Below are 22,110 nucleotides of genomic sequence, written 5' to 3' on the forward strand. Positions count from 1 at the left end.
ACTGTTAGCTTGGTATATTTATGTTTACAACCAGACACCCGAAGTTTCAAAGCCTAAAAAATCAGATCGTCACTGGACTTTTTTAGTCGAAGATAGTCGACTTCTATTTATATGCGATTGTGAAATTACTATTTTAGCAATCGAATTAAACTAAAGGCCTCGGCCGCATCAAAACCGACACAACTTCCCCGGAACTCAGCTAACCGCCTTACGTTTGCCATTGAGCGAGTGTGTGGAGCCGCCCGCATCTCTAGCTCATAAGCTGCCAAAGCTTCCATTTTCTTTTTCAAAAATTCAGAAACGTCGACAAAAACATTCGGAATAAAAGAAGCCACACCCGGTGTATTCCAATCCGTGGCGGAGAGAACTTCAAATAGATAGATTTCCTTGACGGAAGCGCCGGGTACAGGTCTACAGGCCGTAATTACTGCCTGGTGTGTAACGCGGTGATCGACGTTAAGATCACCATAATGATGTGTGTATATAACTTGCGGCTGAACTTTAATCAAAACCTCTTCGAGCTTTTGAACAATGTCCAGTAATGGAACGTTATCCATTCGGTTATCAGCGAACCCAAGCATATAGCTCTGTTTGATCCCTAACACCTGGTGGGCATTAGTGGCTGCCGAAATTCGCTCCTCCACTTGATCAGCACTGGCATCTGGACGTGAGGTCACCCCATCTGCCAAAAACACTGCGTAAACGATGTCCCCCTGAGCTACATGTTTAATGATGGCACCACCACAGCCCAAGGCCTCGTCATCGGTGTGAGCGGCTACGACAAGAACAGTTTTACTCATCGAATTGCTCCCAGCTTGTAGGTGTGCCGCCGTGCACATCTACCCGGACCGTTTTGCCGATGAGTGCTTTGAAATATTTTGGCTCTATGCCCACTCCAGGCCTGATTCGGCGAATATCTGTTTCAGACACGGTTTCTCCAGCTTTCATATCCCGCATAAAATAGATCGACCTACGGAACATTTTATTAGGTTGTTCAGCCTCTTGACGATCATATCCTGCTTTTCCAATCGCAGCCCAAGCATCACGTGTATCAGTACATAGTCTTTCCAAGTCTTCTGGCTCAATCGAAAATCCACTATCTGGACCACCGTCATTTCGATCCAGGATAAAGTGCTTTTCTATAAGGCGCGCACCGAGGGACACAGCGGCAACCGATGCCGTGGTGCCCAGCGTATGATCAGACAAGCCTGGCACGGCGTTGAAGCGCAGTCCCAATTCCACCAGTTGGGCTACATTAGCCTGGTCCATCGGCGCCGGGTAACTGCTAATGCAATGCAATAAAACAAGTTCCCTACAGCCAGCGTTGCGAGCAGTTGCGACCGCCTCTTCGATTTCCTGCTCTGTTGCCATGCCGGTTGACATAATAATCGGCTTTCCGGTTTTCGCAACGTATTCAATGAGTGGGATATCTGTCAGTTCAAAAGAGGCGATTTTATATGCTGGAGCGTTCAACTCTTCCAACAAATCTACAGCGCTCTCGTCGAATGGTGTCGAGAAAACGGTAATTCCAATTTCACGGGCATGATCAAACAAAGCTTTATGCCATTCAAAAGGAGTTTGTGCCCACTTGTAAAGATCATAAAGCTTGTAGCCATCCCACGGCCCCCCTTTAATTAGGAACTCAGGCCTGTCGCTGTCGATGGTCATCGTATCTGCAGTATAGGTTTGCAGCTTTATCGCCGAAGCACCTCGGCGTTTAGCCTCGCTAATGGTTTCCAAGGCCCGATCCAAGGAACCATTGTGGTTGGCCGAGAGTTCAGCAATGATATAGGGTGGGTGTTCTGGACCAATTTTTACACCGTCGATCGTTACGTTCATTCTATCCCCTGATTTGATTTTCTGCGAATCTTTACAGTAGCAGTAAGCTCTTCCTCGCTGGCATTAGCACCGGAAAACTCAAGAATAAACTCACCGTGCTCTAAATAAGCTTTGGGATACGTTGGAGCATCCAGCATCCGTATGTGATCGTAAAGATCAGTTATTGTGCCAAAGGCAGGTAACGAACTTTGTGTAGGCACCCTGCGTTTGAACACCAGCGGCGTTCCCTTCTGTGGCTCTGGTTGTGGCTCTTGTTCTATCATCCAATCGATAAGCTCTAAACTCAGTTCACCAGCCCGCAGGTAAATTTCATGAGCTGTTCCGTCAAGTGATAAGGAGCGTTTAGCGTAAACAGGGCCCGCATCCATTTCTCCAACCATGCGAAGCGATGTAAGCATGGTTTCTGCATGACCTCGCACGATCAGATTCTGAAGCGGGCTGCCCCCTCGACCATAGGGTACGTCTGTCATATGGAAACATACACATTCAAAATTTTTCCATACCCTTTCCGGGACTAACCAACTCCAATGTAGAAAGAAGATATATCGGACAGTCGAAGTAACCTCAAGCGCGTGATCCAATTCTTCAGGGCTTTCAACCCAAATAATGCTTTCGCTGCTCGATAGCTTGGTGGCAGCGGTTTGTGTCTTATGCCAAGGTTTTGATGAAGCAAGAATATACGTTTTTGTATGCAATTTTTTACCCGAGATCTATGAGAGTATTTTTCCTAAAGAAAGATCCTTTTCGGAGATCTGACCACTCACTTGCCATCAGAGCAAATCGTGTAACGCTCTCATAACCATCACGACCTAAGTAGTGGTCATTGAAGGTTCCTTCAATACGGAAACCTAGCTTTTTATGGAGTGCATAGCTCCGTTCGTTGGTTTCCAGAACCTCAGCATTAACTTTATGGAATCCCTCCGTGTCAAAGATATAATCCAAAGCTTCGATTCCCATCTTTGTACCAGTACCTGGTGTAGCTCCAGGCGCTGCATAAAACCCCCAGAAAACGTGATTGGCGATCCTGTCCATATTAGTAAAATAAACCACTCCGGCAGGATTTTTATTCGCGTCAATAAACAAAAACCAGGCTGAGTCCTGTTTGGCGGATTCGCGCCTAAACCACTCTCGATGCTGATTCAGGTGAATAACATCTTGAGAAAACATACTAGCCCGAACAACTGGATTGTTCCGCCAGCTCAACATTAACTCCAGGTCTTGTTCACCAACTTTACGAAGCGACACGATCTCGAACATCCTTCAGGGTTTGTGATGCGTATTGGGTTCCACGTCCGTCCACAATGGTTCTCATAGCATTTGATTGAACCCGATTGTATTCTGGATGCTCCAATGCAAATTTTACGGCCTCGTATACTTCGACCATGCTTAGGGACTCTGCATCTCCAAGAAACTGTATGAGGTCCTGAGCTCCCAGCTCCCGGTTTATCTCATCTTGATTGCGAGCAACACTACTAACAATACAGTTCAAACCAAGACACATCCGTTCCCAGTTCGTCGCGCCCCCCGCACCAAGCATCAGGTCTGCCCTGACCATCAATGCAGACAGGCTTGGCAATCCACAGTAAAGTCGCGTTTTACTACGATTAGTCACCAACTGCTCTACCGTTTCTGGAGAGGGATGATTCTTACCAATCACAACATCGACGAATAGGTGCTCAAACGGTTTAGACCGAAGCGTATCCAGATAGCACTCTGTGAGATGATAGGGGTCGCTTCCACCCACAAAGACCAACACTCGCGATATTTTGCCGTCACGTTCAGGCAAGGCCCTAGCTAACATTTCATACTCAGGGCGCAACAGCGCATAGTGCGGACCCAGTAAAAGTTCACACCCCTTATTGACCTTGGCTTCGTACCTTTGCTTCACATCGCCGCCTAAAACATTCTGATCCAGCAACACCGTACACTGGTGATCCCGATCTGCCAGGTCATCTATTACCATAATCTGACCAACCGCTTCGGCCAATAGGCGCTCCCATTGGGCATCAAGGGCATAATGGTCAACAATTAGCCAGTCGATGTTGTGATAGCCAAGTACTTCAAGCGTTTGCTTTGCATCAGTTTGCCATGAGACGCCTAACCAACAGGAATGTTCCAAATCTGGTTCGTTATTTGCCGGCATTGTCGACTGCTCTGGTGAAGGCAACAGGTGGATTTCGAAATCCTTCTGGGCGATTAAGTCCGCGAGGTTGCCTTCATGGTTTCTACAAATAAACAGGCACTGGTATCCCTGTCGACGCAGATCTTCAGCCAAGGTCAAGCAGCGAATGACATGGCCTGTACCAATCTGGACGGAGGCGTCCACACGAAAGGCGACTTTCATTGTGTCTCCGTTTGTGCGCGCATGGCTTTGAATAACCACTCCGCACGGGCCCAGTCTTCGGGTGTGTCGATATCCTGAACATGGTGGCGGGGCAGTTTGACCGGTACTGAGTCTTCGCCAAAGATCGGCTTTTCTTCTAACCATGCTTCAGCCGTTCCCCAGTAGAATTGACCAGCGTCGTGCCAAGCTTCTTCCAGATCCTGTGAGCGAGTACTGAAGTACTCCGGGTTGAACATCGCCACACGGCCACGCCCAGTAATCCGGACGGCTCGCTGAATGGGAAAGGCGTAGCTGGTGACCGAAAATGCATAACTACAACGCTCTTGCTGTATCAGCGCAAAACCTTTTTTCAGGTTATTGGCGGAGACAAATGGCGCAGTGGCATAAAGACAGCATGCGTAATCCACCCTGTTGTTGTGTTCAGCCAGCCATTCCACGGCATGCCGGATGACGGGCAAGGTACCAGTATAGTCATCAGACAGTTCAGCGGGCCTTAGAAAGGGTGTGGCTGCTCCCCAGGCTCTTGCGACCTCTGCAATTTCATGATCATCGGTGGATACGATAATGTGATCGAAGCACCCGCTTGATTTTGCCGCTTCTATGGACCATGCGATCATCGGCTTGCCACAGAAGGCATTGATGTTCTTACGGGGTATGCGTTTGCTGCCGCCGCGGGCAGGGATTATCGCAACTCGGTTCATTTAGCCCCCACCCGTTGAAAGCGCTGACTTTAATGCGTTGATTACCTCTTTCTGCTGCTCGTCCGTCATCCCCTGAAACATCGGCAAGCTAATCGCCTCTCGGTAATAAGCCAAAGCCTCCGGGAAATCCTCGGCTGTGAATCCCATAGCTTGGTAGTAGGGTTGGGTGTGCACGGGGATATAATGCAGGTTTACACCAATACCCTGTTCCCGCAGAGATTCAAAAACCTGACGGTGATTTCTGCTGATGTTATCCAACTGCAGACGGATCACGTATAAATGCAAACCGGAATAGCTGTCCGGGTGCTGCCAAGGTGTGGTTACGGGCAGATATGCCAGTAGATGATCATAGCGTTTAGCCAGTTCGTGCCTGCGTGCAACGAAGGCGTCCAGCCGATCCATCTGGCTTACTCCCAGTGCTGCTTGCAGTTCGGTCATGCGGTAATTAAAACCCAGATCCACCTGCTGGTAGTACCAAGGGCCGTCCGGCTCATGGGTCATCAGGCTCTGGTCCCGAGTTACACCGTGACTCCGAAGCAGATTCATACGACTCGCCAGCTCATCACTGTTGGTCAGGGCCATGCCACCCTCGGCTGTGGTAACGATTTTCACAGGGTGGAAGCTGAACACCGTGATGTCGCTGTAGCGACCGCTACCGATAAACTCTCCCTTGTACTTTCCACCGATAGCATGAGAGGCGTCTTCAATAATACGGAAGCCGTATTGCTGGCCCAGCTTATGGATAGCTTCCATATCGCAGGGTTGGCCGCTTAGGTGAACGGCTACAAGCACCTTCGGCAAGCGGTCTTCCTGCTTAGCCTGTTCCAGTTTTTCGGCCAGCTTTTGCGGACACAAATTGTAGGTTTGTGGGTCGATATCCACAAAATCCACTTTTGCTCCGCAATACAATCCGCAGTTGGCGGAGGCCACGAAGGTAATGGGCGTAGTCCATAACCAATCGCCATCCTCCAGGCCGAGGGCCAGGCATGCGATGTGCAACGCCGAGGTAGCGCTGTTTACCGCCAAGGCGTGCTTTGCCCCCACGTGGTCGGCCACCTTTGCTTCGAACTCTGGCACTTTGGGGCCCTGGGTCAGAAAGTCTGACTGCAGCACCTCAAGCACTGCATCGATATCTGCCTGGCAAATGGCCTGCTTGCCGTACGGAATCATGATCAGATTTTACCAATTTCGTTGTAGTGCCGGTCGATCCAGGCTTGGAGGTCTGCGTCGGTCATCCACTCAGTATTGCTATCACTGGAGTAGACAAAGAATTCTGGTACTTTTTTACCGTCCTTAATTCGCTCTTTGCAAGTACCCCAGTCATTAATGTTGGGGAGAATTTTGAAATGTTCCGGGTATTCATAGGTAAAATGGGAGTCTTCCGCGCCAATCATCTGCTCGTGCAGCTTCTCACCTGGGCGAATACCGACCACCTCCTGTTTGGCATCCGGCGCTACGACCCGGGCCAAATCTGTCATCTTCATGGATGGGATTTTCTTAACATAGATTTCGCCGCCAACCATATCTTCAAAGGCATGCCAAACCAACTCGACACCCTGCTCCAGGCTGATCATGAAACGGGTCATGCGGGGGTCAGTAATCGGCAGCACTCCCTTATCTTTAATGGACATGAAGAAGGGAATGACAGAGCCGCGTGAACCCATTACGTTGCCATAGCGAACTACCGAGAACCTGGTGTCGTGGCCACCAGCGTAGGAATTGCCCGCTACAAATACCTTGTCTGACGCGAGCTTGGTTGCACCGTAAAGGTTAATCGGACTGCTGGCTTTGTCGGTAGAAAGGGCAACAACACCCTTCACCTTTTTGTCGATGCAGGCATCGATCAGGTTCATCGCGCCGTTGATGTTCGTCTTGATACACTCGAACGGGTTGTACTCTGCTGTGGGTACTATTTTTGTAGCGGCGGCATGTACTACGTAGTCCACGCCATCCAACGCACGGTAAATACGCTCTCGATCTCGAACATCACCGATGAAAAAGCGCAGCCGATCGTCCCCTTCGAAAAGCTTGGCCATTTCCCACTGCTTCATCTCGTCCCGCGAGAACACAATGATCTTCTTCGGGTTGTATTTCTCCAGAGTCATGGGAATGAATTTGTGGCCGAAGGAACCGGTGCCGCCGGTGACGAGAATGGTGGAGTTTTCTAGCATAGATAGTTTCTCTGGATATCTGATAATTTAAACGATTAAGCGCGGACTATCTTAAAAATTCTACTTTAGTTGCCAAGGGATAGGGCCGGCAAACGACGAAGTCCTGCCCGCAGGCTTCTGCCTCCATGCCCCCCACAAAATCAACTAGCAAGCTCTGGTAGTCATCAATATGCCGCCGGTGGCAAGGGCAGGTAACGTCAGCTCTAGCGACATAGTGTGCGATATCCGATTTTGCTGGGATTGTCCGTAGCCCTGTTGTTGTGGGCCGTTCAGGGGGAGTTTGCTGTCATGGCCTTCCGCACGTGGCTGATAAACTCCGCCATAAAGGCGGCGAAGATGCCCACCATGCCGCCGAGGACGGCGGCAAGGGCCAGCACAAGAGCTTTGGAGGGGCCTTTAGGCTCGGCGCTTTCCCTCGCCACCACCAGCACTTCGGCTGGCTGGAGCTTGTCAATGCGGCTGGTGGTGTTTTCAATCTCCGACAGCATTCTGGCCCGTTGCTGGATCAGCTCTGCCTGGGCCTCTCCGGTTGCTTCCATACCGGAGAGCTCTTCCAGGTAATCCCGCAGGGACGCCACCCGCTCTTCCAGCTCTTGTTTCTGGCGGTTCAGCAGGTCTGTCTGCCGCTCTGTCAGCCTGTCCACCAGCGCCTGGTGCTGGGTTTCAACATTCTCAACATTTTCCGCGGTGGCTTTCGATGTCAGCTTGACCAGGTGGGTGTTTTCCGGGTTCTCTGCCCTGATATCAAACGGTAGCCTGGTGTCGTTCTCAGCCCGGTACCGGCCCCGCAGGTCCGGGTACCAGTGGCTTTCAACGTTGGCGATAACCGAGGATGGTGACTCCAGGGCCTTGCCGTCGTCTTCTCCCAACTGGACCAGGGTGACGTATTCCCGCACTTCCGCCATTACAAAGAAGGCATAGAACAAGGCCAGCAGCACCGTGCCGCCAAACACGGCGTATATGACATATCGGCGGCGAATGAGTGTTGTCGCCAGGTCAACCAGACTGATTTCGTCATCGTAGGCGGGCTGCTGCTCGTAATTCGGGACCGACATCGCTTACATCCTTCCTGGGTTCGATGCCGTTATTGTCCGCCACCCGGCCGGGCTCAGTCTCTTAAGATACTGTTAGCTTCTGCTACGTATCAGCCGGGCGATCATCAGCACAACGATGCCCAACATGCCACCCAGAACCACTGACAATGCCAGAATCAGCAACTTTTTCGGCGAATCCGGGCTGCCGGGGCGATAGGCCCAGCTGATCACCTGAGTGACGTCGACTTCATCTTTATCGACCTGGTTGGCCCTGAGCAGGGTGTTTTCCTCGCTCAGGCGATTGTATTCTTCCGAAAACGGGGCGTTGCTTTCCCGGGCCTTCAGGGCCTCGATTTCCCGGTTGTGCTGGAGTATGGCGATCTGTTTTTCCAGCTGCCTGATGGCGGGGGTCTTGGTTTCCTGTTGCAGGTTGTTTTCGATGACCTGGCGCTCGGCCTTCAGGGCATCCACGCCCATGAAGTACAGGGGCAGGCCGTCCTGGGAGTTGGCAGCGTTGATCTCTGCATAGACAACCTCGGCGTTACCCTGGCGGGGGCTCAGATCACGGGGTGTTGTCGGGCGCTGGATGCCCATATCTGAGGCAATGGCCTCAGCATTCTGCAAGATGCGGATGCGCTCTTCCCGGCTGGCAATCACGGACGCTATCTCGGCGTCCAGTTCGTCACGCAGTTGCTTCAGGCGGATGGCATCCTCTTCCTGCATGCGGGCGATGCGGGCTTCCACCTGTGCCTTCTGGGCATCCAGCAGGGCTTCCATTCTGGACTGATTGCGGCGGACGGTCTGATCAATGGCGCGCTGTGCCCGTTCCACCAGGGTGTCGGTAAAGGTTTCCCGGGTCCAGTGGAAGTACTGGTTGGCGAAATCGGGGCCGTCAATGCGGTCGCTGAAGGATAGTGTGAGTTTGCGCCTGGGGTCGTCATCGTCTTCGCCGCTACCCATTTTCACGACGGACAGGTTTTCAGTGAACAGGCGGTACTGGACAGCCGGCAGTTGGGCTTCGTCTTCCACGTTCTGCAGCGCACCCACCAGCCGGTTACGGTGCTCTTCACTGGCTTCCAGGAAGCGGCTGAAGTTCTCGTAGGAGCTCAGGCGCACCGACAGCTCACCAACCACTTCTTCCCTTGAGTAGTCGATACCGGGCAATGAGTTCAGGCTTCGCAGGCCGTCGGTAGGCGGGGCGAATACGATGTTCGTGCTGTAGATGGGCGTTGCGGCAAACACATAGATAGCGGCCAGCAGGACCACAGCGACCATGGTGCCCAGGATCCATCGCCAGCCTTCGATAAGGGCCCAGGCGATGTCGCGCAGATCGATTTCATCGTCAGTCCGAAGGCGTTGTTGGCCGTCGTTCACAGTGTACCTCTTGAGTTTCCGGTTATTTTGCTGTTGTGTGCCGTTTCGGTGGCTACCCCGGGCACGCTACCGCCCCACCTACCCGATATTGGTGCGTTCTGGCGATGGCAAGAATTGTCAGTTTCATCCCCGGTCCGCATGCCCGGAAAATGTGTTGCAATTCTACGTTACGAAACAGAAACAACAAGACCCACCGTTGGTCAAAACAGTACTTTTCTTAAGGGTTTTGGTTAACGCTTGTTAAAGGGTCAGTTTTGCATTTGTTTTTTGCCTGTGGTGCGTTAATCTCCGCGCCTTTTCAACGGTGGGCCAGCCCAACCCCGGCAATCTCCAGGGATTGCACTAACCTTCACTGTGTCGCATCGTTAAACAGATCAATGACAGCAAGGACTGCCGCCATGCCCTGGTACGTTATCCAACACAAAGCCGCCCAAGGCGACAGGGCGCTCGAAAACCTGCAGAATCAGGATGCCCGGTGTTTCTACCCCAAGGTGACGGTGGAGCGCATCCGTGCCGGCAAGCGCACCTCCCGGCTGGAGCCCCTGTTTCCCGGGTACCTGTTTATCAATATAGATGAGTCAGATCCGTTATGGAGCAAGCTGCGCTCGACCCGGGGTGTCCTGCGGGTGGTGAGCTTTGGGGGAAAACCCATGCCCGTGCCGGATGAGGTGATCGCGTACATCCACGACGGTCTGACAGCGGTTGAGGAGCAAGGTGGCCTGAAAAAGGGCGAGAAGGTCCGGATACAGGATGGGCCCTTCCGGGGCGTGGAGGGGATCTTCCAGGCCTACGATGGCGAGGAGCGGGCCATTGTGCTGATTTCGTTTATGCAGAAGCAGCAGGTAGTTAAGGTTCGGCTTGGGGATTTGTGAGGGCAAGGTTTGCTCAAGGGACCGGGCAGTGTCACAATTTCCGTCATCAATCCCGTCCGGGAGCAGGAACATGATGAATACCGTAGAAGCCGTTATCGACGAATCCGGGCATATTCAGTGGCTGGAGAAGGTATCCATAAAAGGTAAGCGGCGCGTACTGATTACGCTACTTGATGACGAATCTCAGGATGAGACCCTCCAGGCAGCAAAATCTGCCCTGCGGGAAGACTGGCTCAACGAGGAAGAGGACCATGCATGGGAGCATTTGCAAAAGGAAGCGTAGTTCTCATCCGCTTTCCCTTCTCAGATCTTTCAAACCAGAAACTCCGGCCCGCTGTCGTCATCGCCCAGGCTGGCCAAGGGGACTACATCCTATTCATTTCCTCGGAACGCCCAGATCAGTACGTCCGTGTCTATCAGCATCAGTCAAACCGCCTTCCCTGTCTGAAACGTCGAACCTGTTCGTCAACACCCAGTTCCTGATGATCAGCCCACATACCGAAACCAGGGTTCCTGCCCTTTGCAGGCTCTTCGTCTATCGGCACAAGACGAGCCGTGCGCTTGCCCCGGTAGGTGATAATCACATCCTCGCCGCGGCGAGTGGCAGAGAGCACTTCTTTGGTATTGAGCCGCAAGTCTCTGGTGGTGGCTTCCATTGCAGCCTCCTGTTTCACTTGTTTGTGAAACATTATCATACCAGATGCTGATCGCGATGCACGCTGCACTTTCGCCAACACTACGGCACCTGGTGCGGTCCTGCCGAGGGCGTTCGAAAACCGGCGTCTGACCCGGGTTTATTGGGCCACTGTCTTGCTGGCCACCTCTGACCAGGCACTCTCCAGCCCATTCTGGTCAACCGTGCGCATGACGAAGTACCAGGTGCCTTGTTGCAGATCGGTGATCTCATATTCCATGGCCTGACCGTCTTCCACAATCACTTCGTTGGTCATCTGGTCCACGTCGGGCTGGGTGCCATAGCGGACGATGTACCGGTCGATTTCGCCCATGGACAGGGCGTTGCCGTTTTCACGGGTCAGCGGGGCCTGCCAGGAGAGCCTGGCCACGGCGGTTTCCGGTGGGGGTTCAGGCGTCGGCTCCGGCGCGGGTTGCTGGACCAGGTCCTCCTCGGGTTCTGGTGCGGTGTCGGGCTCGTCTTCGGTTGTTGCACCATCGTCGCCGGATGCCGGCTGGTCGTCCGGTGGTGTGCCTGCGTTAACCGGATCGTCCATGGTGCCAACCAGACGTTCCGCCGCCGACAACAGCGTGTCTGTATTGGTTTCGCTTTCAGCCAGGGTATAGGCGTGCATTGCCGCGTGCGCCCTGATGCGGTCGCTGCCTGGCTGTCCATTCGTATCGTCAGGGGCTATCTCGCCGGTGTTCATGAGCTGTTGGCGAAAAGCATCGATCACCCCCTGCACCCCTTCCACCGGAAATTCCTCCGCCAGCCCCAGGAAGGCGGAATTGACCAGGGCGGCTTCCAGATCGGTTACGGCAAGGTCGGTGGGCAGCTCTCGGGTGATGTCCACCGGGGTGATCGCCACAGCGCCTGCCTGCAGGCCGAACCAGGCCTCTACCTGGCGTTGTGCCTGCTCGACTCCCTGCCATCCGTTGCCGGCACCGGTTACCTCGAACAGGGTGGTGCTGAGGGTGGTGAGGGGGGTCAGGTGTCCACTGGTGGGGCCATCACTGCCATCAATGGCGACTATGGTTTCCAACTGGACGTTAGGGCCGGGCCAGAAGTCTTCACCGAAGGCGGCCGCGGCCGAGCCGCCATAACCCTGGCAGCCGTCGACAGCATCACAGCGCATACGGGTATTGCCGTCGCTGGTCAGTTCAAGCTTGATAAGGTCGTGTCCAGCCGGGACAGCCAGGTCGTAATAACCGCGCTCGTCGCTGCGAACCGGCTCCCCTACCCGGACGAAGGCGCCGTCGGAATCCAGCACCCAGGCAGTGATAATACCCTCCGAAATAACGCCCTTGACGGCGTAGCCGGATATCGTCACGGAGCGGTCTTCATCCGGCTCCGGGGCGTCGGATGAAGCCGAGGTGCCCGAGGAAGAACTCCCGGCACCACTGCCACCGCCCCCACAGGCACCCAGCAACAGGGACAAGGTGGCAATCAGTAAAGCGGCAGTGAGTCGGGCGACAACCATGGGGCACCTCCGGAGAAACGTCGAGGTTCCATCCTAGGGCTCCTGGTCGTTCAATACTGTTATCCGGTTGCCGTTTTCAGACGTTGTTTCCGTCGGTTTTTTGGCATTGTAACGTACTGTAATAGTGGGCAATTTCTGGTTACAACGGGTAGCTGAGTTGTTCTACAGCAGCTCGCTTACGCCTGCCCAACACGATAACGATCGCAAACTCCTCCCGATCCGCTTGAACCATGCAGGGTGTTCCGCTTTCAGCGTGTATAACCTGCCCCGCACCCGGGTCCTGGTGATCAGCCCACATACCGAAACCAGGGCTCCTGGCGTTCACCGGTCGTCAAGCGGAATACCGACACGCCGCACGTGCGCCAGTAACTCATCATTTTCAACCTGGTGCTCCAGGGCAAGGTCCACCTTCCAGGGCAGAAGGAGGTCATCGATTTCGGTCTCCATCTGATTAAACTCGCGCCAGGAGATTTTCGGCGCGATGACCATCAGGTCTATGCCAGAATTGGGGCGAAAATTACCTTTAGCCCGGGAACCATACAACACCACACGTTCCACGACCGGATGATTTGCAAAAATACGTTGAAGATCCTGGAGAACATTGTCAGGCAGACCCGTTGAGTGGCCCGTCGCGGGTGATTCAGCCGATGCCATGCTTTGTCGCCTGTGCGCGCAGGCGCTGCAACCACCTGATGTCTTCGTTATCCATCCGTAACCACCCTGCTGTTACCTGTCAGTCAACCCTACCATACTCTCAACTTAGCCAATCCTCTTTGCCATGCCTGATGCGGATGATCAGCACACGGTCCGACTGAGGCTCCAGTCGATAAACGATTATATGCACACCAACCGGATGCACCCGCACTGGAGGGCTCAGTTCCGTGCGCTCGGGAGCTGCAAGGGGGTTTGATGCCAGAAAGCGGAAGCTCTCTTCCAGTTTTTTGTGGTAGCGATCCGCCTGATCGACACCAAATTCAACGGTTCCTTCCAGAAAAATACTGACGACATCTTCTTCAGCTTTCCGGCTGAGCACATAGTCCATTGGCGGGGCTATCCTTTGGCCATCCTTAGTGCGTGTTCACGTAGTTCGTCCATGGTTCTGGATCCGTCGCCACTTTCCAGCCCTTCATTGACCAGTTGCTGCATTCTGGCGATCTTATCAGCCCTGTCCTGGTCCTTTCTGATCAGGTCCCTTACATAATCGCTGGTATTGGCGTATCGACCTGTTCGGGTCTGGGCCTCGACCCAGTCTTTCATTGGTTCCGGCAGCGATACATTCATTGTGGCCATGGGCACCTCCAGCGTTTCTACTTTACCTGAATGGCAATTATTGCCAATTTTTGCCATTCTGGAAAGCACCGATTTCGGATTCACTAGAGCAATCAGTACCAGGCACCGGAAGCCACAAAATAGGGATTCAGCACATCCTCCTTGCCATAGAGCAACGGCGTGCCATCCAGCTTGTTGACCTTTCCGCCGGCGGCGGCCAGCACCGCATGGGCCGCTCCGGTATCCCATTCGCAGGTTGGCCCAAGGCGGGGATAGATATCGGCCTTGCCCTCGGCGATACGACAGAACTTGAGACTGCTGCCGGCCTGGACCAGTTCATGCTTACCCAGTTGCTCGATGAAGTCGCGGGTTTCCTGGTTCAGGTGGTTCTTGCTGGCGACGGTGCGCACCGCTTCCGGCGGCTCCACCACCTGCAGTTTACGGGTAACGCCATCCGCCTCCCGCTTCCAAGCGCCCTGCCCCTTGATGCCCCAGTAGGCTTCACCCAGGGCCGGGGCGGTGACCACGCCCATCACCGGCTCGCCATTCTCGATCAGGGCGATGTTGACGGTGAATTCCCCTGTGCGATTGGTGAAATCCTTGGTGCCGTCAATCGGGTCCACCAGCCAGAAGCGGATCCAGTGCTTGCGCTCGTCCCAGGGGGCGTTGGCGGATTCTTCCGAGAGGATGGGGATATACGGCGTCAGCGCCTTCAGGCCATCCACGATAACGTGGTGGCTGGCGATATCGGCGGCGGTAATGGGGCTGTCGTCTTCCTTGGTATTCACCTCGAAATCGGTCTGGTAGATGGCCATGACCCTTTCGCTGGCGGTGTCGGCGATTTGGAGGAGGTTGTCCAGGAGGGAGGCGTGGTTCATAGGTCGTCCTGTCTGAGGTTTGGGGCTTATTGTTTCATATCCGGCTCCTGATGATCACCCCACAGACCGAACCCGGGTTCTGCCCCAGGACCATCTCGTGTTGTTCGACACCAGATACACGGTGCATTCTCCCGGGCAAGTCATAGGGACAGATTCGCCACTACGGCATCTGGCTTGGATGGCGTGGAAAATTGCCGTAATACCAGAACCGGGGAGGGGTCCCGTACGGCACGCTATCAAAGTGATGGTCACGGTCCTCCACCATAGCGTGGTAATACACCGTGACCTCACGGAGCCAAAAACAGGCCAGAATACCGAGGGTTACCCCGGCCACAATCGCAGCCAGCGCTCTTCCTTTCGATTTCCTGGGGGCAGCCTGTGTATTAGGTGAAATCAAGGCCCAGAAAACCGTGAGCACCAAAAAGCCAATTAACATGGAACCCGGTGCCATAAATACGGCGGATACCCCCGCATGCAACAAGGCAGCTGATACCGAAGCGGTAAAAGCGGCCAGTGGGAGCGCCTGTTCGCCTGAACTTTGAGCGCGAACTTCAGCCCGCCGTTGCCAGAACAGCCGGATAGCCTGGCCAGCCAGAACCAGAATGGCCGCCATCATCAGCCAGCCATATTCAGCCGCCCACATCAGATACATATTGTGTGGGTGGCCGGGTTTGGAACGCCGTAGATAGTCTTCAGTGAGGATGTCGTGGGTCAGCCATGACTGAGGCCCCAAGCCCAACGGGAAGTTTTCCAAGCTCATTCGCCAGGCTTCAATAAACATCGGTAGTCTGCCGGCGCTGCCTGCATGAAGGTTGCGAAGGCTCGCTTCATTCAACAGCAGCGCCGGAACCAGCACCGAAAGCAACAGCCACGCAACTACGCCATAAGCCAGGTACCGCAGGAACACTTTCAGCCAGGGCAGTGCCGGGCGCCCTACACAGCTGACCGCTACCAGTGCGCCAAACGCAAGCCCCAGCATGGTGCCGCGGGCAGAGGAGAGGAGCACAACCCACCACCAAAGGGTGGCCCCCATAGCACAACAGAACTGCCACAACCTTTGCTTCTGGAAAGGGCCAACCAACGATGCCAGCGCAAGCAACGGTATCAACCAGGTGGCAACATGACTCCAGTAACGGATGTTAACGAAGCCCCAGGGAATAAAGGTTGAAAGGTCCGTCACCTGATCCAAAAGTGCAAACAGGTAGACCATCAGGGTGACAGCCCCATAGAGCGCCGCCGAAATCGCTCCCGTGTAAACCAGAATAACGACCCAACGATGTTTTTGGGTGTCATCGGCCGCGAGATTCCCCACAAAAACGAAACCGGAGAAGAAAGCGGCATACATGCCGGGCTCAACCCAGGCGTGGGGATTAGTTCCAAACGGTACCGCCAGCATTATATAACCAGCCGCAACCAACAATACCGACCATGCTCGCTTGAACCCCTGCCAGCCGTTCCGGCTCACCCATACCGCGACAGCAGAGCTACACCCTAGTGCCAGAAACCCGACCAGTAAAAACCGCTGTGATGCATAGTCCCCCAAAGGCAACGGCAACAGATCTGCGAACAGTACAATCACAAATACCATCGCCACGACCAGCGAAAACAGAACTGTTTGGGTAGTACGCATAACGAACTTCAATCAAAAATTGAAAAGCAGAAACGACAAAGGCCCGGGGAATCAACCACCGGGCCTTTGATGACCTGATAATTCTATTGAATGACCAGAATCAGCTCTCAGAGCAACTACCAGAGCCATCACAGGTAATAACAGTGTTATTCGAGTCTTTGGCTACAGCTTGTGTCCAGGGATCACGAGGGGCACCACCGTTTGTCGGCGAGTTGGACGGAGCGGTAATAGAAGCACAAGACCCTTCCTCCTCGCCGGTTAAGTTGGCAATGGTTGGATCTTGAGAATACTCAATCAGCCAGTTGTTGGTTTGCGCTTTCAGTTCTCCCAGACAGGAGGTGATACGGCTATCCTCTACGTAGTCCTGATACGCCGGAATCGCGATGGCGGCCAGGATACCGATGATCGCCACAACGATCATCAATTCGATCAGGGTGAAACCCTTTTGTGCGTGGTTCATTTGCATGTTGTTCATAAAACTGCCTCTGCGTTTGCGTTTGCGTTGGGCTGGCCTCGGCCCCGGAGGAGCGTCGCCCCTGACCCGGTGTGAGCCTGATGAACCAAATGCACCAGGCGTGCCAATTCATCGAAAATCCTTTTTTTCTTTCTAAAACAGAGCATTACTGAAAACTCGGAAACAACCATAGCCTGAACTCAGGCACAATACAGCCTGCCCCGCCGGGTCCAATACTGACGCTCAACGTCACTCTGGGACAACCTTCACATGCTCGAGTGACGCAAATGGTCGACAGCTGGCCTTTCCAATCATACTTGTCCCATCTAAACTCTGTGTCATCTGATCACCGCAGGCAGTTGACCGATCTGTCAGTGCCTTACCAACGAAAGCTTACTATCTATGGCAACCGACAAGAGCAACGTGACTCTCACCGGCCTGGCCCGACGCTTCGTGGAAGACGGGTTACTGGATGAGGCCGTCGCAAAAGATGCCTATCTCCAGGCAGCCAATAACCGCATCCCCCTGATCACCTATCTCGTGCAAAACCAGTTGGCCGATAGCCAGAAGCTGGCCTTTGCGGCGGCCATGGAGTTCGGCGTCAGCGTGCTGGACCTGAGCAGCTTTACACCGGAGATGCTGCCAGAGAAGCTGGTGGACGAGAAGCTGGTCCGCAAGCACAACGCTTTACCCCTTTATAAGCGAGGTAACAGGCTATTTATCGCCGTTTCGGACCCCACCAATATCCAGGCGCTGGATGAGATCAAATTCAATACCGGCCTCAGTACCGATGCCATCCTGGTTGACGATGCCGCGCTGCGGGGAGCTATCGACAAGTACCTCGAGTCCCATGATGATGCGATGGGTGATCTTGACGATGCCGACCTGGAGGGCGTTGAGACAGAAGGGGGAGAACAGGACGAAGACGAAGGCGTTGTTGCGGCAACCGATGTAGACGACGCCCCTATCGTTAAGTATGTGAACAAGATGTTGCTGGATGCCATCCGTGGAGGCGCCTCGGATATCCACTTCGAGCCCTACGAGAAAGTCTACCGGGTGCGTTACCGGACCGACGGCATGATGAAGGAAATGTCCCGCCCCTCTGTCAAGCTGGCCCCCAAGATATCAGCCCGGGTCAAGATCATGGCCCAGCTAGACATTTCCGAGCGCCGGGTACCCCAGGACGGTCGGATCAAGATGAAGCTATCCAAGACCAAATCCATCGATTTCCGGGTGAATACGCTGCCCACCCTGTGGGGCGAAAAGATTGTATTGCGGATTCTGGATGCGAGTCAGGCCAAGATGGGTATCGACGCCCTGGGGTACGAAGAGGACCAGAAGCAGATGTACCTGGACTCCCTCAAGCAACCTCAGGGCATGATTCTGGTAACCGGCCCCACGGGCTCTGGCAAGACCGTATCCCTGTATACCGGCCTGAATATCCTGAATACACCAGAGATCAACATCTCTACTGCGGAAGATCCAGCTGAAATCAACCTGGAAGGGATCAACCAGGTTAACGTCAACACCAAGGTCGGACTTGGCTTTGCGGAAGCCCTCAGGGCGTTCCTGCGGCAGGATCCGGACGTGATCATGGTGGGCGAGATCCGGGACCTGGAAACCGCCAATATCGCCATCAAGGCGGCCCAGACCGGACACCTGGTGCTATCCACCCTTCACACCAATAGCGCGGCAGAAACACTGACCCGGATGATGAACATGGGGGTGCCTTCGTTCAACATCGCCACGTCTGTCAGCCTGATCATTGCCCAACGTCTTGGCCGGCGACTCTGCAGTTGCAAGCAGCCACTGGATGTCCCGAAAGAGACGCTTTTGAAGGAAGGGTTCACAGAAGAACAAATCGATACTGGCTTCACGTTGTACACGCCCAAGGGCTGTGATAAATGCAATGGAGGCTATAAGGGCCGCGTAGGTATCTACGAAGTGGTGAAAATAACCGAGGCGTTGGCAAACATGATCATGGAGGAGGCCAGCTCCCTGGAAATTGCTCGCCAGGCTCAGAAAGAAGGTTTCCGTAACCTGCGTCAATCCGCCCTTCGCAAGGTGATCGAAGGGGTGACCAGTCTTGAGGAAGCCAATCGCGTAACGAAGGATTAAGCATGGCACAGGCACAGAAGGCAGAAAAACTTCAGGCGTATGTCTGGGAAGGTAAAGACCGTAAGGGCAACAAGACCAAAGGCGAGGTCTCCGGCACCAATCTGGCGTTGGTGAAGGCCCAACTGCGCAAGCAGGGCATTATGCCCAGCAAGGTCAAGCGCAAGCCAAAACCCCTGTTTGGCGGCAACAAAAAGGTTACGCCCTTTGACATCGCCATGTTCACCCGCCAGCTCGCCACCATGATGAAGGCCGGTGTCCCGCTGGTCCAGAGCTTCGATATCGTGGCCGATGGCCTGGATCACAAGGGCCTTCAGGAGTTGGTGATTGCCATCAGGAATGATGTTGCCTCCGGCACAAGTTTCGCCGGTGCACTCCGACGGCAGCCGAAACACTTTAACGACCTCTACTGCAACCTGGTGGACTCCGGTGAGAAGGCAGGTGCCCTGGAACAGATGCTGGAGCGGATCGCCACCTATCTCGAAAAGACCGAGTTGCTCAAGAAGAAGGTCAAGAAGGCGATGACCTACCCTATCTCGGTCATCGTGGTGGCCATCATTGTGACGGCCATTCTGCTGGTCAAGGTTGTGCCCCAGTTTGAAAGCCTGTTCCAGGGTTTTGGCGCCGACCTCCCGGTGTTTACCCAGATGGTTATCAACTTGTCTGAGTGGATGCAGCAATGGTGGTTTCTGGTACTGCTGGGCATTGTTGGGTTCATCATATCCTTTAGTCAGGCCAAGAAACGATCACCGAAATTCTCCGATCTCATTGATAAATACATCCTGAAGTTGCCCATTGTCGGCGAAATCATCGATAAGTCCGCTGTCGCCAAGTTTGGCAGGGTACTGTCGACAACGTTTGCTTCCGGGGTGCCACTGGTGGATGCCCTGGATTCCGTGGCGGGCGCAACCGGTAACGCCGTGTACAGGGACGCCATTACAAAAATCAAGGAAGAGGTATCCGCAGGTGTACAACTGCAGGCTGCCATGCGACAAACCGATATCTTCCCGGTCATGGCCGTACAGCTGACTGCCATCGGCGAAGAATCCGGTAATCTGGACGAGATGCTGGGCAAGGTTGCCGAGCATTACGAAGGTGTCGTGGATGACATGGTCGACAACCTGACAACACTGATGGAGCCCCTGATCATGTCGGTTCTCGGCGTGCTGGTTGGCGGCCTGATCGTTGCCATGTACCTGCCGATCTTCAAGATGGGCCAGGTCGTCGGCTAAATGATCCTACAGCAGTTCCTCGATACCCTACTCAGCAACCAGTGGCTTCTGTCACTGGTTGTTCTTTTTGTCTCCCTCTGCGTCGGCAGCTTCCTCAACGTGGTCATCTTTCGCCTGCCGAAGATGATGTATCAGGATTGGCGCTGCCAGTGTGAGGAGTTCCTGTCGGTTCCGGAAGGAGACCGTAAGTCCGAGGAAGCCATTACCCTCTCCCGCCCGGCGTCCACCTGCCCTTCCTGTGGGCACCGGATACGGCCCTGGGAGAACATTCCGGTGGTCAGCTACCTGTTCCTCCGTGGCAAGTGCAGTAGCTGTAGCGCCCGGATCTCGGTCCGCTATCCGCTGATCGAGGCGGTGACCGCGCTTTTCTCGGTGCTGACGGTATGGCTGCTGGGGCCTTCCGTGGGCACCCTGTGGGCGCTTGTACTGGTCTGGGCGCTGATTGCCCTGACCATGATCGACTTTGACACCCAGCTGCTGCCGGACAACATCACCCTGCCCCTGATGTGGCTGGGGCTGGTGCTGAACTATTTTGGCTACCTGACGGACTTTACCAGTGCCTTCTGGGGCGCTGTGGCTGGCTATCTGTCGCTGTGGTCCGTGTACTGGCTGTTCAAGCTGGTGACCGGCAAGGAAGGCATGGGCCATGGCGATTTCAAGCTGCTGGCGGCCATTGGTGCCTGGCTGGGGTGGCAACTGCTGCCGGCGGTGATCTTGCTGTCGTCGCTGATGGGTGCCGTGGTGGGCATAAGCCTGATGGTATTCCATCGTCATGGACGGGATGTGCCCATTCCCTTTGGGCCTTACCTGGCGGCTGCGGGTTTGCTGGCGTTGTGGTTTGGGGATGAGATCCTGGCTGGGTGGTATGCCTGGCTGGGTGTGGCCTGAGGGGATGACTGACGCGAGCTTTATGTAGCCCCTCTCCCCTGGAGGGAGAGGGGGGGGGGGAGATGGTAACTCCTTCGTCCAGCTCTGGCGCCCTGCGGGCGCTCCCCCTCTCCCTGGCCCTCTCCCTCCAGGGGAGAGGGGATGTACGACGGACGCTTGGGGGGGGGGTTAACTGCCCGCGTAACCCAGCTTCTTGTCCACGTTATTGAACAACTCTCCCCCCTGATGCCACCGGTCGAAGTTCTCCAGGAATTGGTCCGTCAGGGCCCGGCGCCAGCCGATGAAGTCGCCTGACATGTGGGGCGTGAGGATGACGTTGCCCATTTCCCACAGGGGATGATCCTCCGGTAGCGGCTCTTCCTCGAACACATCCAGGGCGGCGCCGGCGATATCCCCCTTGTTGAGGGCGTCGATCAGGTCCTTGGTGTTGACGATGGGGCCGCGGCCGATGTTGATCAGGCGGGCGCTGTTCTTCATGGCCTTGAAGGCTTTCTGGTCGAACAGGCCCTCTGTCTGCGGCGTCAGGGGTGCGGCGATCACCACGAAATCCGCCACCGCCAACTGGTCGAAGAGCTGCTCGTTGGCGTGCACGGCGATGAAATCATCATCGTCACTTCGGGCCCGGCGGGCGATACCGTGGGGGTTCATGCCAATGGCCCGGGCCAGCCGTGCGATCTGACGGCCGATGGAGCCGGCGCCCACCACCAGTACCTCACTGCCCTCTGCCCGCTCGGTATCCCGGTGCTTCCACTTGTGGCCGGCCTGCAGCCGCATGGACCGGGGAAAGTCCTTGGCGAACATCAGCATGGTGCACAGCACGTACTCGGCGATACTGCGATCGAAGATGCCACGGGCGTTGGTGACGGTCACATCACTGTCGATCAGTGCCGGGAACATGAGTGCGTCCACCCCCGCGCTGGTGGCGTGGATCCACTCCAGCCGGTCGGCACAGGACCAGGCGGCCTCCAGGGCCTCCGTGCGGAAATCCGTCACCATCATCACCTGGCTGCCGGGCAAGGCCTCTCGCAGCGTAGCTTCGTCCCACGCAAAGCGAACCTCGCCACGGGCCTTCACGGCGTCGATGCCCGGGGGGGCGTCTTCCCCCGGGGCGGTGAGTACGGTGATGATCGGCTTCTGCTGTTGGCTCATGGGTGTC

24 protein-coding genes are annotated in these 22,110 nt (G+C 54.9%); 5 read left to right on the plus strand and 19 right to left on the minus strand.

The annotated features are described in order from the left end of the window. Positions 1 to 128 precede the first annotated feature (128 nt). From RO069_RS07755 to RO069_RS07800, 10 genes are all read right to left on the minus strand, one after another. Entirely contained in the window at positions 129 to 800 is a 672-nt protein-coding gene (locus tag RO069_RS07755; RefSeq protein ID WP_328186497.1) for a PIG-L deacetylase family protein, read from the minus strand. After that, positions 793 to 1,839 carry a pseudaminic acid synthase gene (gene pseI / locus RO069_RS07760; RefSeq protein WP_328186499.1) on the minus strand — a complete coding sequence of 349 codons (1,047 nt, stop codon included), beginning with the start codon at positions 1,837 to 1,839 and terminating at the stop codon, positions 793 to 795. The genes RO069_RS07755 and pseI overlap by 8 nt, the downstream gene beginning before the upstream one ends. Beyond that, positions 1,836 to 2,534, minus strand: coding sequence for a hypothetical protein (locus tag RO069_RS07765; protein WP_328186500.1), 699 nt, complete (start codon positions 2,532 to 2,534; stop codon positions 1,836 to 1,838). Before RO069_RS07765 ends, pseI begins: the two co-directional genes overlap by 4 nt. A 4-nt stretch (positions 2,535 to 2,538) precedes the next feature. After that, positions 2,539 to 3,084, minus strand: coding sequence for a UDP-4-amino-4,6-dideoxy-N-acetyl-beta-L-altrosamine N-acetyltransferase (pseH, locus tag RO069_RS07770; protein WP_328186502.1), 546 nt, complete (start codon positions 3,082 to 3,084; stop codon positions 2,539 to 2,541). Continuing rightward, positions 3,071 to 4,183 (minus strand): UDP-2,4-diacetamido-2,4,6-trideoxy-beta-L-altropyranose hydrolase, encoded by a 1,113-nt coding sequence (gene pseG / locus RO069_RS07775; RefSeq protein ID WP_328186503.1) that lies wholly within the window; start codon positions 4,181 to 4,183, stop codon positions 3,071 to 3,073. The genes pseH and pseG overlap by 14 nt, the downstream gene beginning before the upstream one ends. Next, a complete protein-coding gene (gene pseF / locus RO069_RS07780) occupies positions 4,180 to 4,884 on the minus strand; it encodes a pseudaminic acid cytidylyltransferase (RefSeq protein WP_328186504.1) in 705 nt (234 codons plus the stop codon). Before pseF ends, pseG begins: the two co-directional genes overlap by 4 nt. Beyond that, entirely contained in the window at positions 4,885 to 6,054 is a 1,170-nt protein-coding gene (gene pseC / locus RO069_RS07785; RefSeq protein WP_328186505.1) for a UDP-4-amino-4,6-dideoxy-N-acetyl-beta-L-altrosamine transaminase, read from the minus strand. Positions 6,055 to 6,056: 2 nt separating this feature from the next. Then, positions 6,057 to 7,055, minus strand: a complete 999-nt coding sequence (pseB, locus tag RO069_RS07790) for a UDP-N-acetylglucosamine 4,6-dehydratase (inverting) (RefSeq protein ID WP_328186507.1) — start codon at positions 7,053 to 7,055, stop codon at positions 6,057 to 6,059. Between the two features lie 269 nt (positions 7,056 to 7,324). After that, complete coding sequence (locus RO069_RS07795) at positions 7,325 to 8,110, minus strand: Wzz/FepE/Etk N-terminal domain-containing protein (RefSeq protein WP_328186508.1); 786 nt, start codon at positions 8,108 to 8,110, stop codon at positions 7,325 to 7,327. Between the two features lie 72 nt (positions 8,111 to 8,182). Next, positions 8,183 to 9,463 carry a Wzz/FepE/Etk N-terminal domain-containing protein gene (locus RO069_RS07800; RefSeq protein WP_328186510.1) on the minus strand — a complete coding sequence of 427 codons (1,281 nt, stop codon included), beginning with the start codon at positions 9,461 to 9,463 and terminating at the stop codon, positions 8,183 to 8,185. A 398-nt stretch (positions 9,464 to 9,861) separates the two neighbouring features. On the opposite strand from RO069_RS07800, the gene rfaH reads away from it, so the two are divergent. After that, positions 9,862 to 10,335 carry a transcription/translation regulatory transformer protein RfaH gene (gene rfaH, locus RO069_RS07805; protein WP_328186511.1) on the plus strand — a complete coding sequence of 158 codons (474 nt, stop codon included), beginning with the start codon at positions 9,862 to 9,864 and terminating at the stop codon, positions 10,333 to 10,335. Positions 10,336 to 10,405: 70 nt separating this feature from the next. Then, on the plus strand, positions 10,406 to 10,618 hold the full coding sequence (locus RO069_RS07810; RefSeq protein ID WP_328186512.1) for a hypothetical protein: 213 nt from the start codon (positions 10,406 to 10,408) through the stop codon (positions 10,616 to 10,618). 139 nt (positions 10,619 to 10,757) lie between these two features. On the opposite strand, the gene RO069_RS07815 is transcribed toward RO069_RS07810, so the two are convergent. The 8 genes from RO069_RS07815 to RO069_RS22100 form a co-directional block, all read right to left on the minus strand. Beyond that, positions 10,758 to 10,991: a type II toxin-antitoxin system Phd/YefM family antitoxin gene (locus RO069_RS07815; protein WP_328186514.1), complete on the minus strand. Its 234-nt coding sequence runs from the start codon at positions 10,989 to 10,991 to the stop codon at positions 10,758 to 10,760. Between the two features lie 138 nt (positions 10,992 to 11,129). After that, a complete protein-coding gene (locus tag RO069_RS07820) occupies positions 11,130 to 12,488 on the minus strand; it encodes a fibronectin type III domain-containing protein (protein ID WP_328186516.1) in 1,359 nt (452 codons plus the stop codon). 321 nt (positions 12,489 to 12,809) lie between these two features. Then, positions 12,810 to 13,142, minus strand: coding sequence for a nucleotidyltransferase family protein (locus RO069_RS07825; protein ID WP_328186518.1), 333 nt, complete (start codon positions 13,140 to 13,142; stop codon positions 12,810 to 12,812). A 100-nt stretch (positions 13,143 to 13,242) separates the two neighbouring features. After that, positions 13,243 to 13,530, minus strand: coding sequence for a type II toxin-antitoxin system RelE/ParE family toxin (locus tag RO069_RS07830; RefSeq protein ID WP_328186520.1), 288 nt, complete (start codon positions 13,528 to 13,530; stop codon positions 13,243 to 13,245). An 8-nt stretch (positions 13,531 to 13,538) separates the two neighbouring features. Continuing rightward, positions 13,539 to 13,835, minus strand: coding sequence for a type II toxin-antitoxin system ParD family antitoxin (locus tag RO069_RS07835; protein ID WP_328186522.1), 297 nt, complete (start codon positions 13,833 to 13,835; stop codon positions 13,539 to 13,541). Between the two features lie 35 nt (positions 13,836 to 13,870). Then, positions 13,871 to 14,635, minus strand: a complete 765-nt coding sequence (gene cysQ / locus RO069_RS07840; RefSeq protein WP_328186524.1) for a 3'(2'),5'-bisphosphate nucleotidase CysQ — start codon at positions 14,633 to 14,635, stop codon at positions 13,871 to 13,873. Positions 14,636 to 14,795: 160 nt separating this feature from the next. Beyond that, complete coding sequence (locus RO069_RS07845; RefSeq protein WP_328186526.1) at positions 14,796 to 16,265, minus strand: O-antigen ligase family protein; 1,470 nt, start codon at positions 16,263 to 16,265, stop codon at positions 14,796 to 14,798. A 100-nt stretch (positions 16,266 to 16,365) separates the two neighbouring features. Continuing rightward, positions 16,366 to 16,725 carry a prepilin-type N-terminal cleavage/methylation domain-containing protein gene (locus tag RO069_RS22100; RefSeq protein ID WP_442915353.1) on the minus strand — a complete coding sequence of 120 codons (360 nt, stop codon included), beginning with the start codon at positions 16,723 to 16,725 and terminating at the stop codon, positions 16,366 to 16,368. Positions 16,726 to 17,121: 396 nt separating this feature from the next. Here RO069_RS22100 and pilB point away from each other — a divergent pair, with 396 nt between their 5' ends. Genes pilB through RO069_RS07865 form a run of 3 tightly spaced genes read left to right on the plus strand, consistent with a single transcriptional unit; the run spans position 17,122 to position 20,954 of the window. Continuing rightward, positions 17,122 to 18,837: a type IV-A pilus assembly ATPase PilB gene (gene pilB, locus RO069_RS07855; RefSeq protein WP_328186528.1), complete on the plus strand. Its 1,716-nt coding sequence runs from the start codon at positions 17,122 to 17,124 to the stop codon at positions 18,835 to 18,837. A 2-nt stretch (positions 18,838 to 18,839) separates the two neighbouring features. Further along, positions 18,840 to 20,066, plus strand: a complete 1,227-nt coding sequence (locus RO069_RS07860) for a type II secretion system F family protein (protein ID WP_328186529.1) — start codon at positions 18,840 to 18,842, stop codon at positions 20,064 to 20,066. After that, a complete protein-coding gene (locus RO069_RS07865) occupies positions 20,067 to 20,954 on the plus strand; it encodes a prepilin peptidase (RefSeq protein WP_328186531.1) in 888 nt (295 codons plus the stop codon). A gap of 168 nt (positions 20,955 to 21,122) precedes the next feature. Here RO069_RS07865 and RO069_RS07870 read toward each other — a convergent pair whose 3' ends face one another. Then, on the minus strand, positions 21,123 to 22,103 hold the full coding sequence (locus RO069_RS07870) for a D-2-hydroxyacid dehydrogenase (RefSeq protein WP_328186533.1): 981 nt from the start codon (positions 22,101 to 22,103) through the stop codon (positions 21,123 to 21,125). Between the last annotated feature and the right edge of the window lie 7 nt (positions 22,104 to 22,110).

The organism is Marinobacter sp. OP 3.4 (assembly GCF_036224885.1).
In the GTDB taxonomy this organism is placed as follows: Bacteria; Pseudomonadota; Gammaproteobacteria; order Pseudomonadales; family Oleiphilaceae; genus Marinobacter.

Coding starts and splice junctions, on each gene's coding strand:
- RO069_RS07755 (WP_328186497.1), bottom strand. CDS start 800: ATGAGTAAAACTGTTCTTGTCGTAGCCGCTCACACCGATGACGAGGCC.
- pseI (WP_328186499.1), bottom strand. CDS start 1,839: ATGAACGTAACGATCGACGGTGTAAAAATTGGTCCAGAACACCCACCC.
- pseG (WP_328186503.1), bottom strand. CDS start 4,183: ATGAAAGTCGCCTTTCGTGTGGACGCCTCCGTCCAGATTGGTACAGGC.
- pseF (WP_328186504.1), bottom strand. CDS start 4,884: ATGAACCGAGTTGCGATAATCCCTGCCCGCGGCGGCAGCAAACGCATA.
- pseC (WP_328186505.1), bottom strand. CDS start 6,054: ATGATTCCGTACGGCAAGCAGGCCATTTGCCAGGCAGATATCGATGCA.
- pseB (WP_328186507.1), bottom strand. CDS start 7,055: ATGCTAGAAAACTCCACCATTCTCGTCACCGGCGGCACCGGTTCCTTC.
- RO069_RS07795 (WP_328186508.1), bottom strand. CDS start 8,110: ATGTCGGTCCCGAATTACGAGCAGCAGCCCGCCTACGATGACGAAATC.
- rfaH (WP_328186511.1), top strand. CDS start 9,862: ATGCCCTGGTACGTTATCCAACACAAAGCCGCCCAAGGCGACAGGGCG.
- RO069_RS07810 (WP_328186512.1), top strand. CDS start 10,406: ATGATGAATACCGTAGAAGCCGTTATCGACGAATCCGGGCATATTCAG.
- RO069_RS07815 (WP_328186514.1), bottom strand. CDS start 10,991: ATGGAAGCCACCACCAGAGACTTGCGGCTCAATACCAAAGAAGTGCTC.
- RO069_RS07820 (WP_328186516.1), bottom strand. CDS start 12,488: ATGGTTGTCGCCCGACTCACTGCCGCTTTACTGATTGCCACCTTGTCC.
- RO069_RS07825 (WP_328186518.1), bottom strand. CDS start 13,142: ATGGCATCGGCTGAATCACCCGCGACGGGCCACTCAACGGGTCTGCCT.
- RO069_RS07830 (WP_328186520.1), bottom strand. CDS start 13,530: ATGGACTATGTGCTCAGCCGGAAAGCTGAAGAAGATGTCGTCAGTATT.
- RO069_RS07835 (WP_328186522.1), bottom strand. CDS start 13,835: ATGGCAAAAATTGGCAATAATTGCCATTCAGGTAAAGTAGAAACGCTG.
- cysQ (WP_328186524.1), bottom strand. CDS start 14,635: ATGAACCACGCCTCCCTCCTGGACAACCTCCTCCAAATCGCCGACACC.
- RO069_RS07845 (WP_328186526.1), bottom strand. CDS start 16,265: ATGCGTACTACCCAAACAGTTCTGTTTTCGCTGGTCGTGGCGATGGTA.
- RO069_RS22100 (WP_442915353.1), bottom strand. CDS start 16,725: ATGAACCACGCACAAAAGGGTTTCACCCTGATCGAATTGATGATCGTT.
- pilB (WP_328186528.1), top strand. CDS start 17,122: ATGGCAACCGACAAGAGCAACGTGACTCTCACCGGCCTGGCCCGACGC.
- RO069_RS07860 (WP_328186529.1), top strand. CDS start 18,840: ATGGCACAGGCACAGAAGGCAGAAAAACTTCAGGCGTATGTCTGGGAA.
- RO069_RS07865 (WP_328186531.1), top strand. CDS start 20,067: ATGATCCTACAGCAGTTCCTCGATACCCTACTCAGCAACCAGTGGCTT.
- RO069_RS07870 (WP_328186533.1), bottom strand. CDS start 22,103: ATGAGCCAACAGCAGAAGCCGATCATCACCGTACTCACCGCCCCGGGG.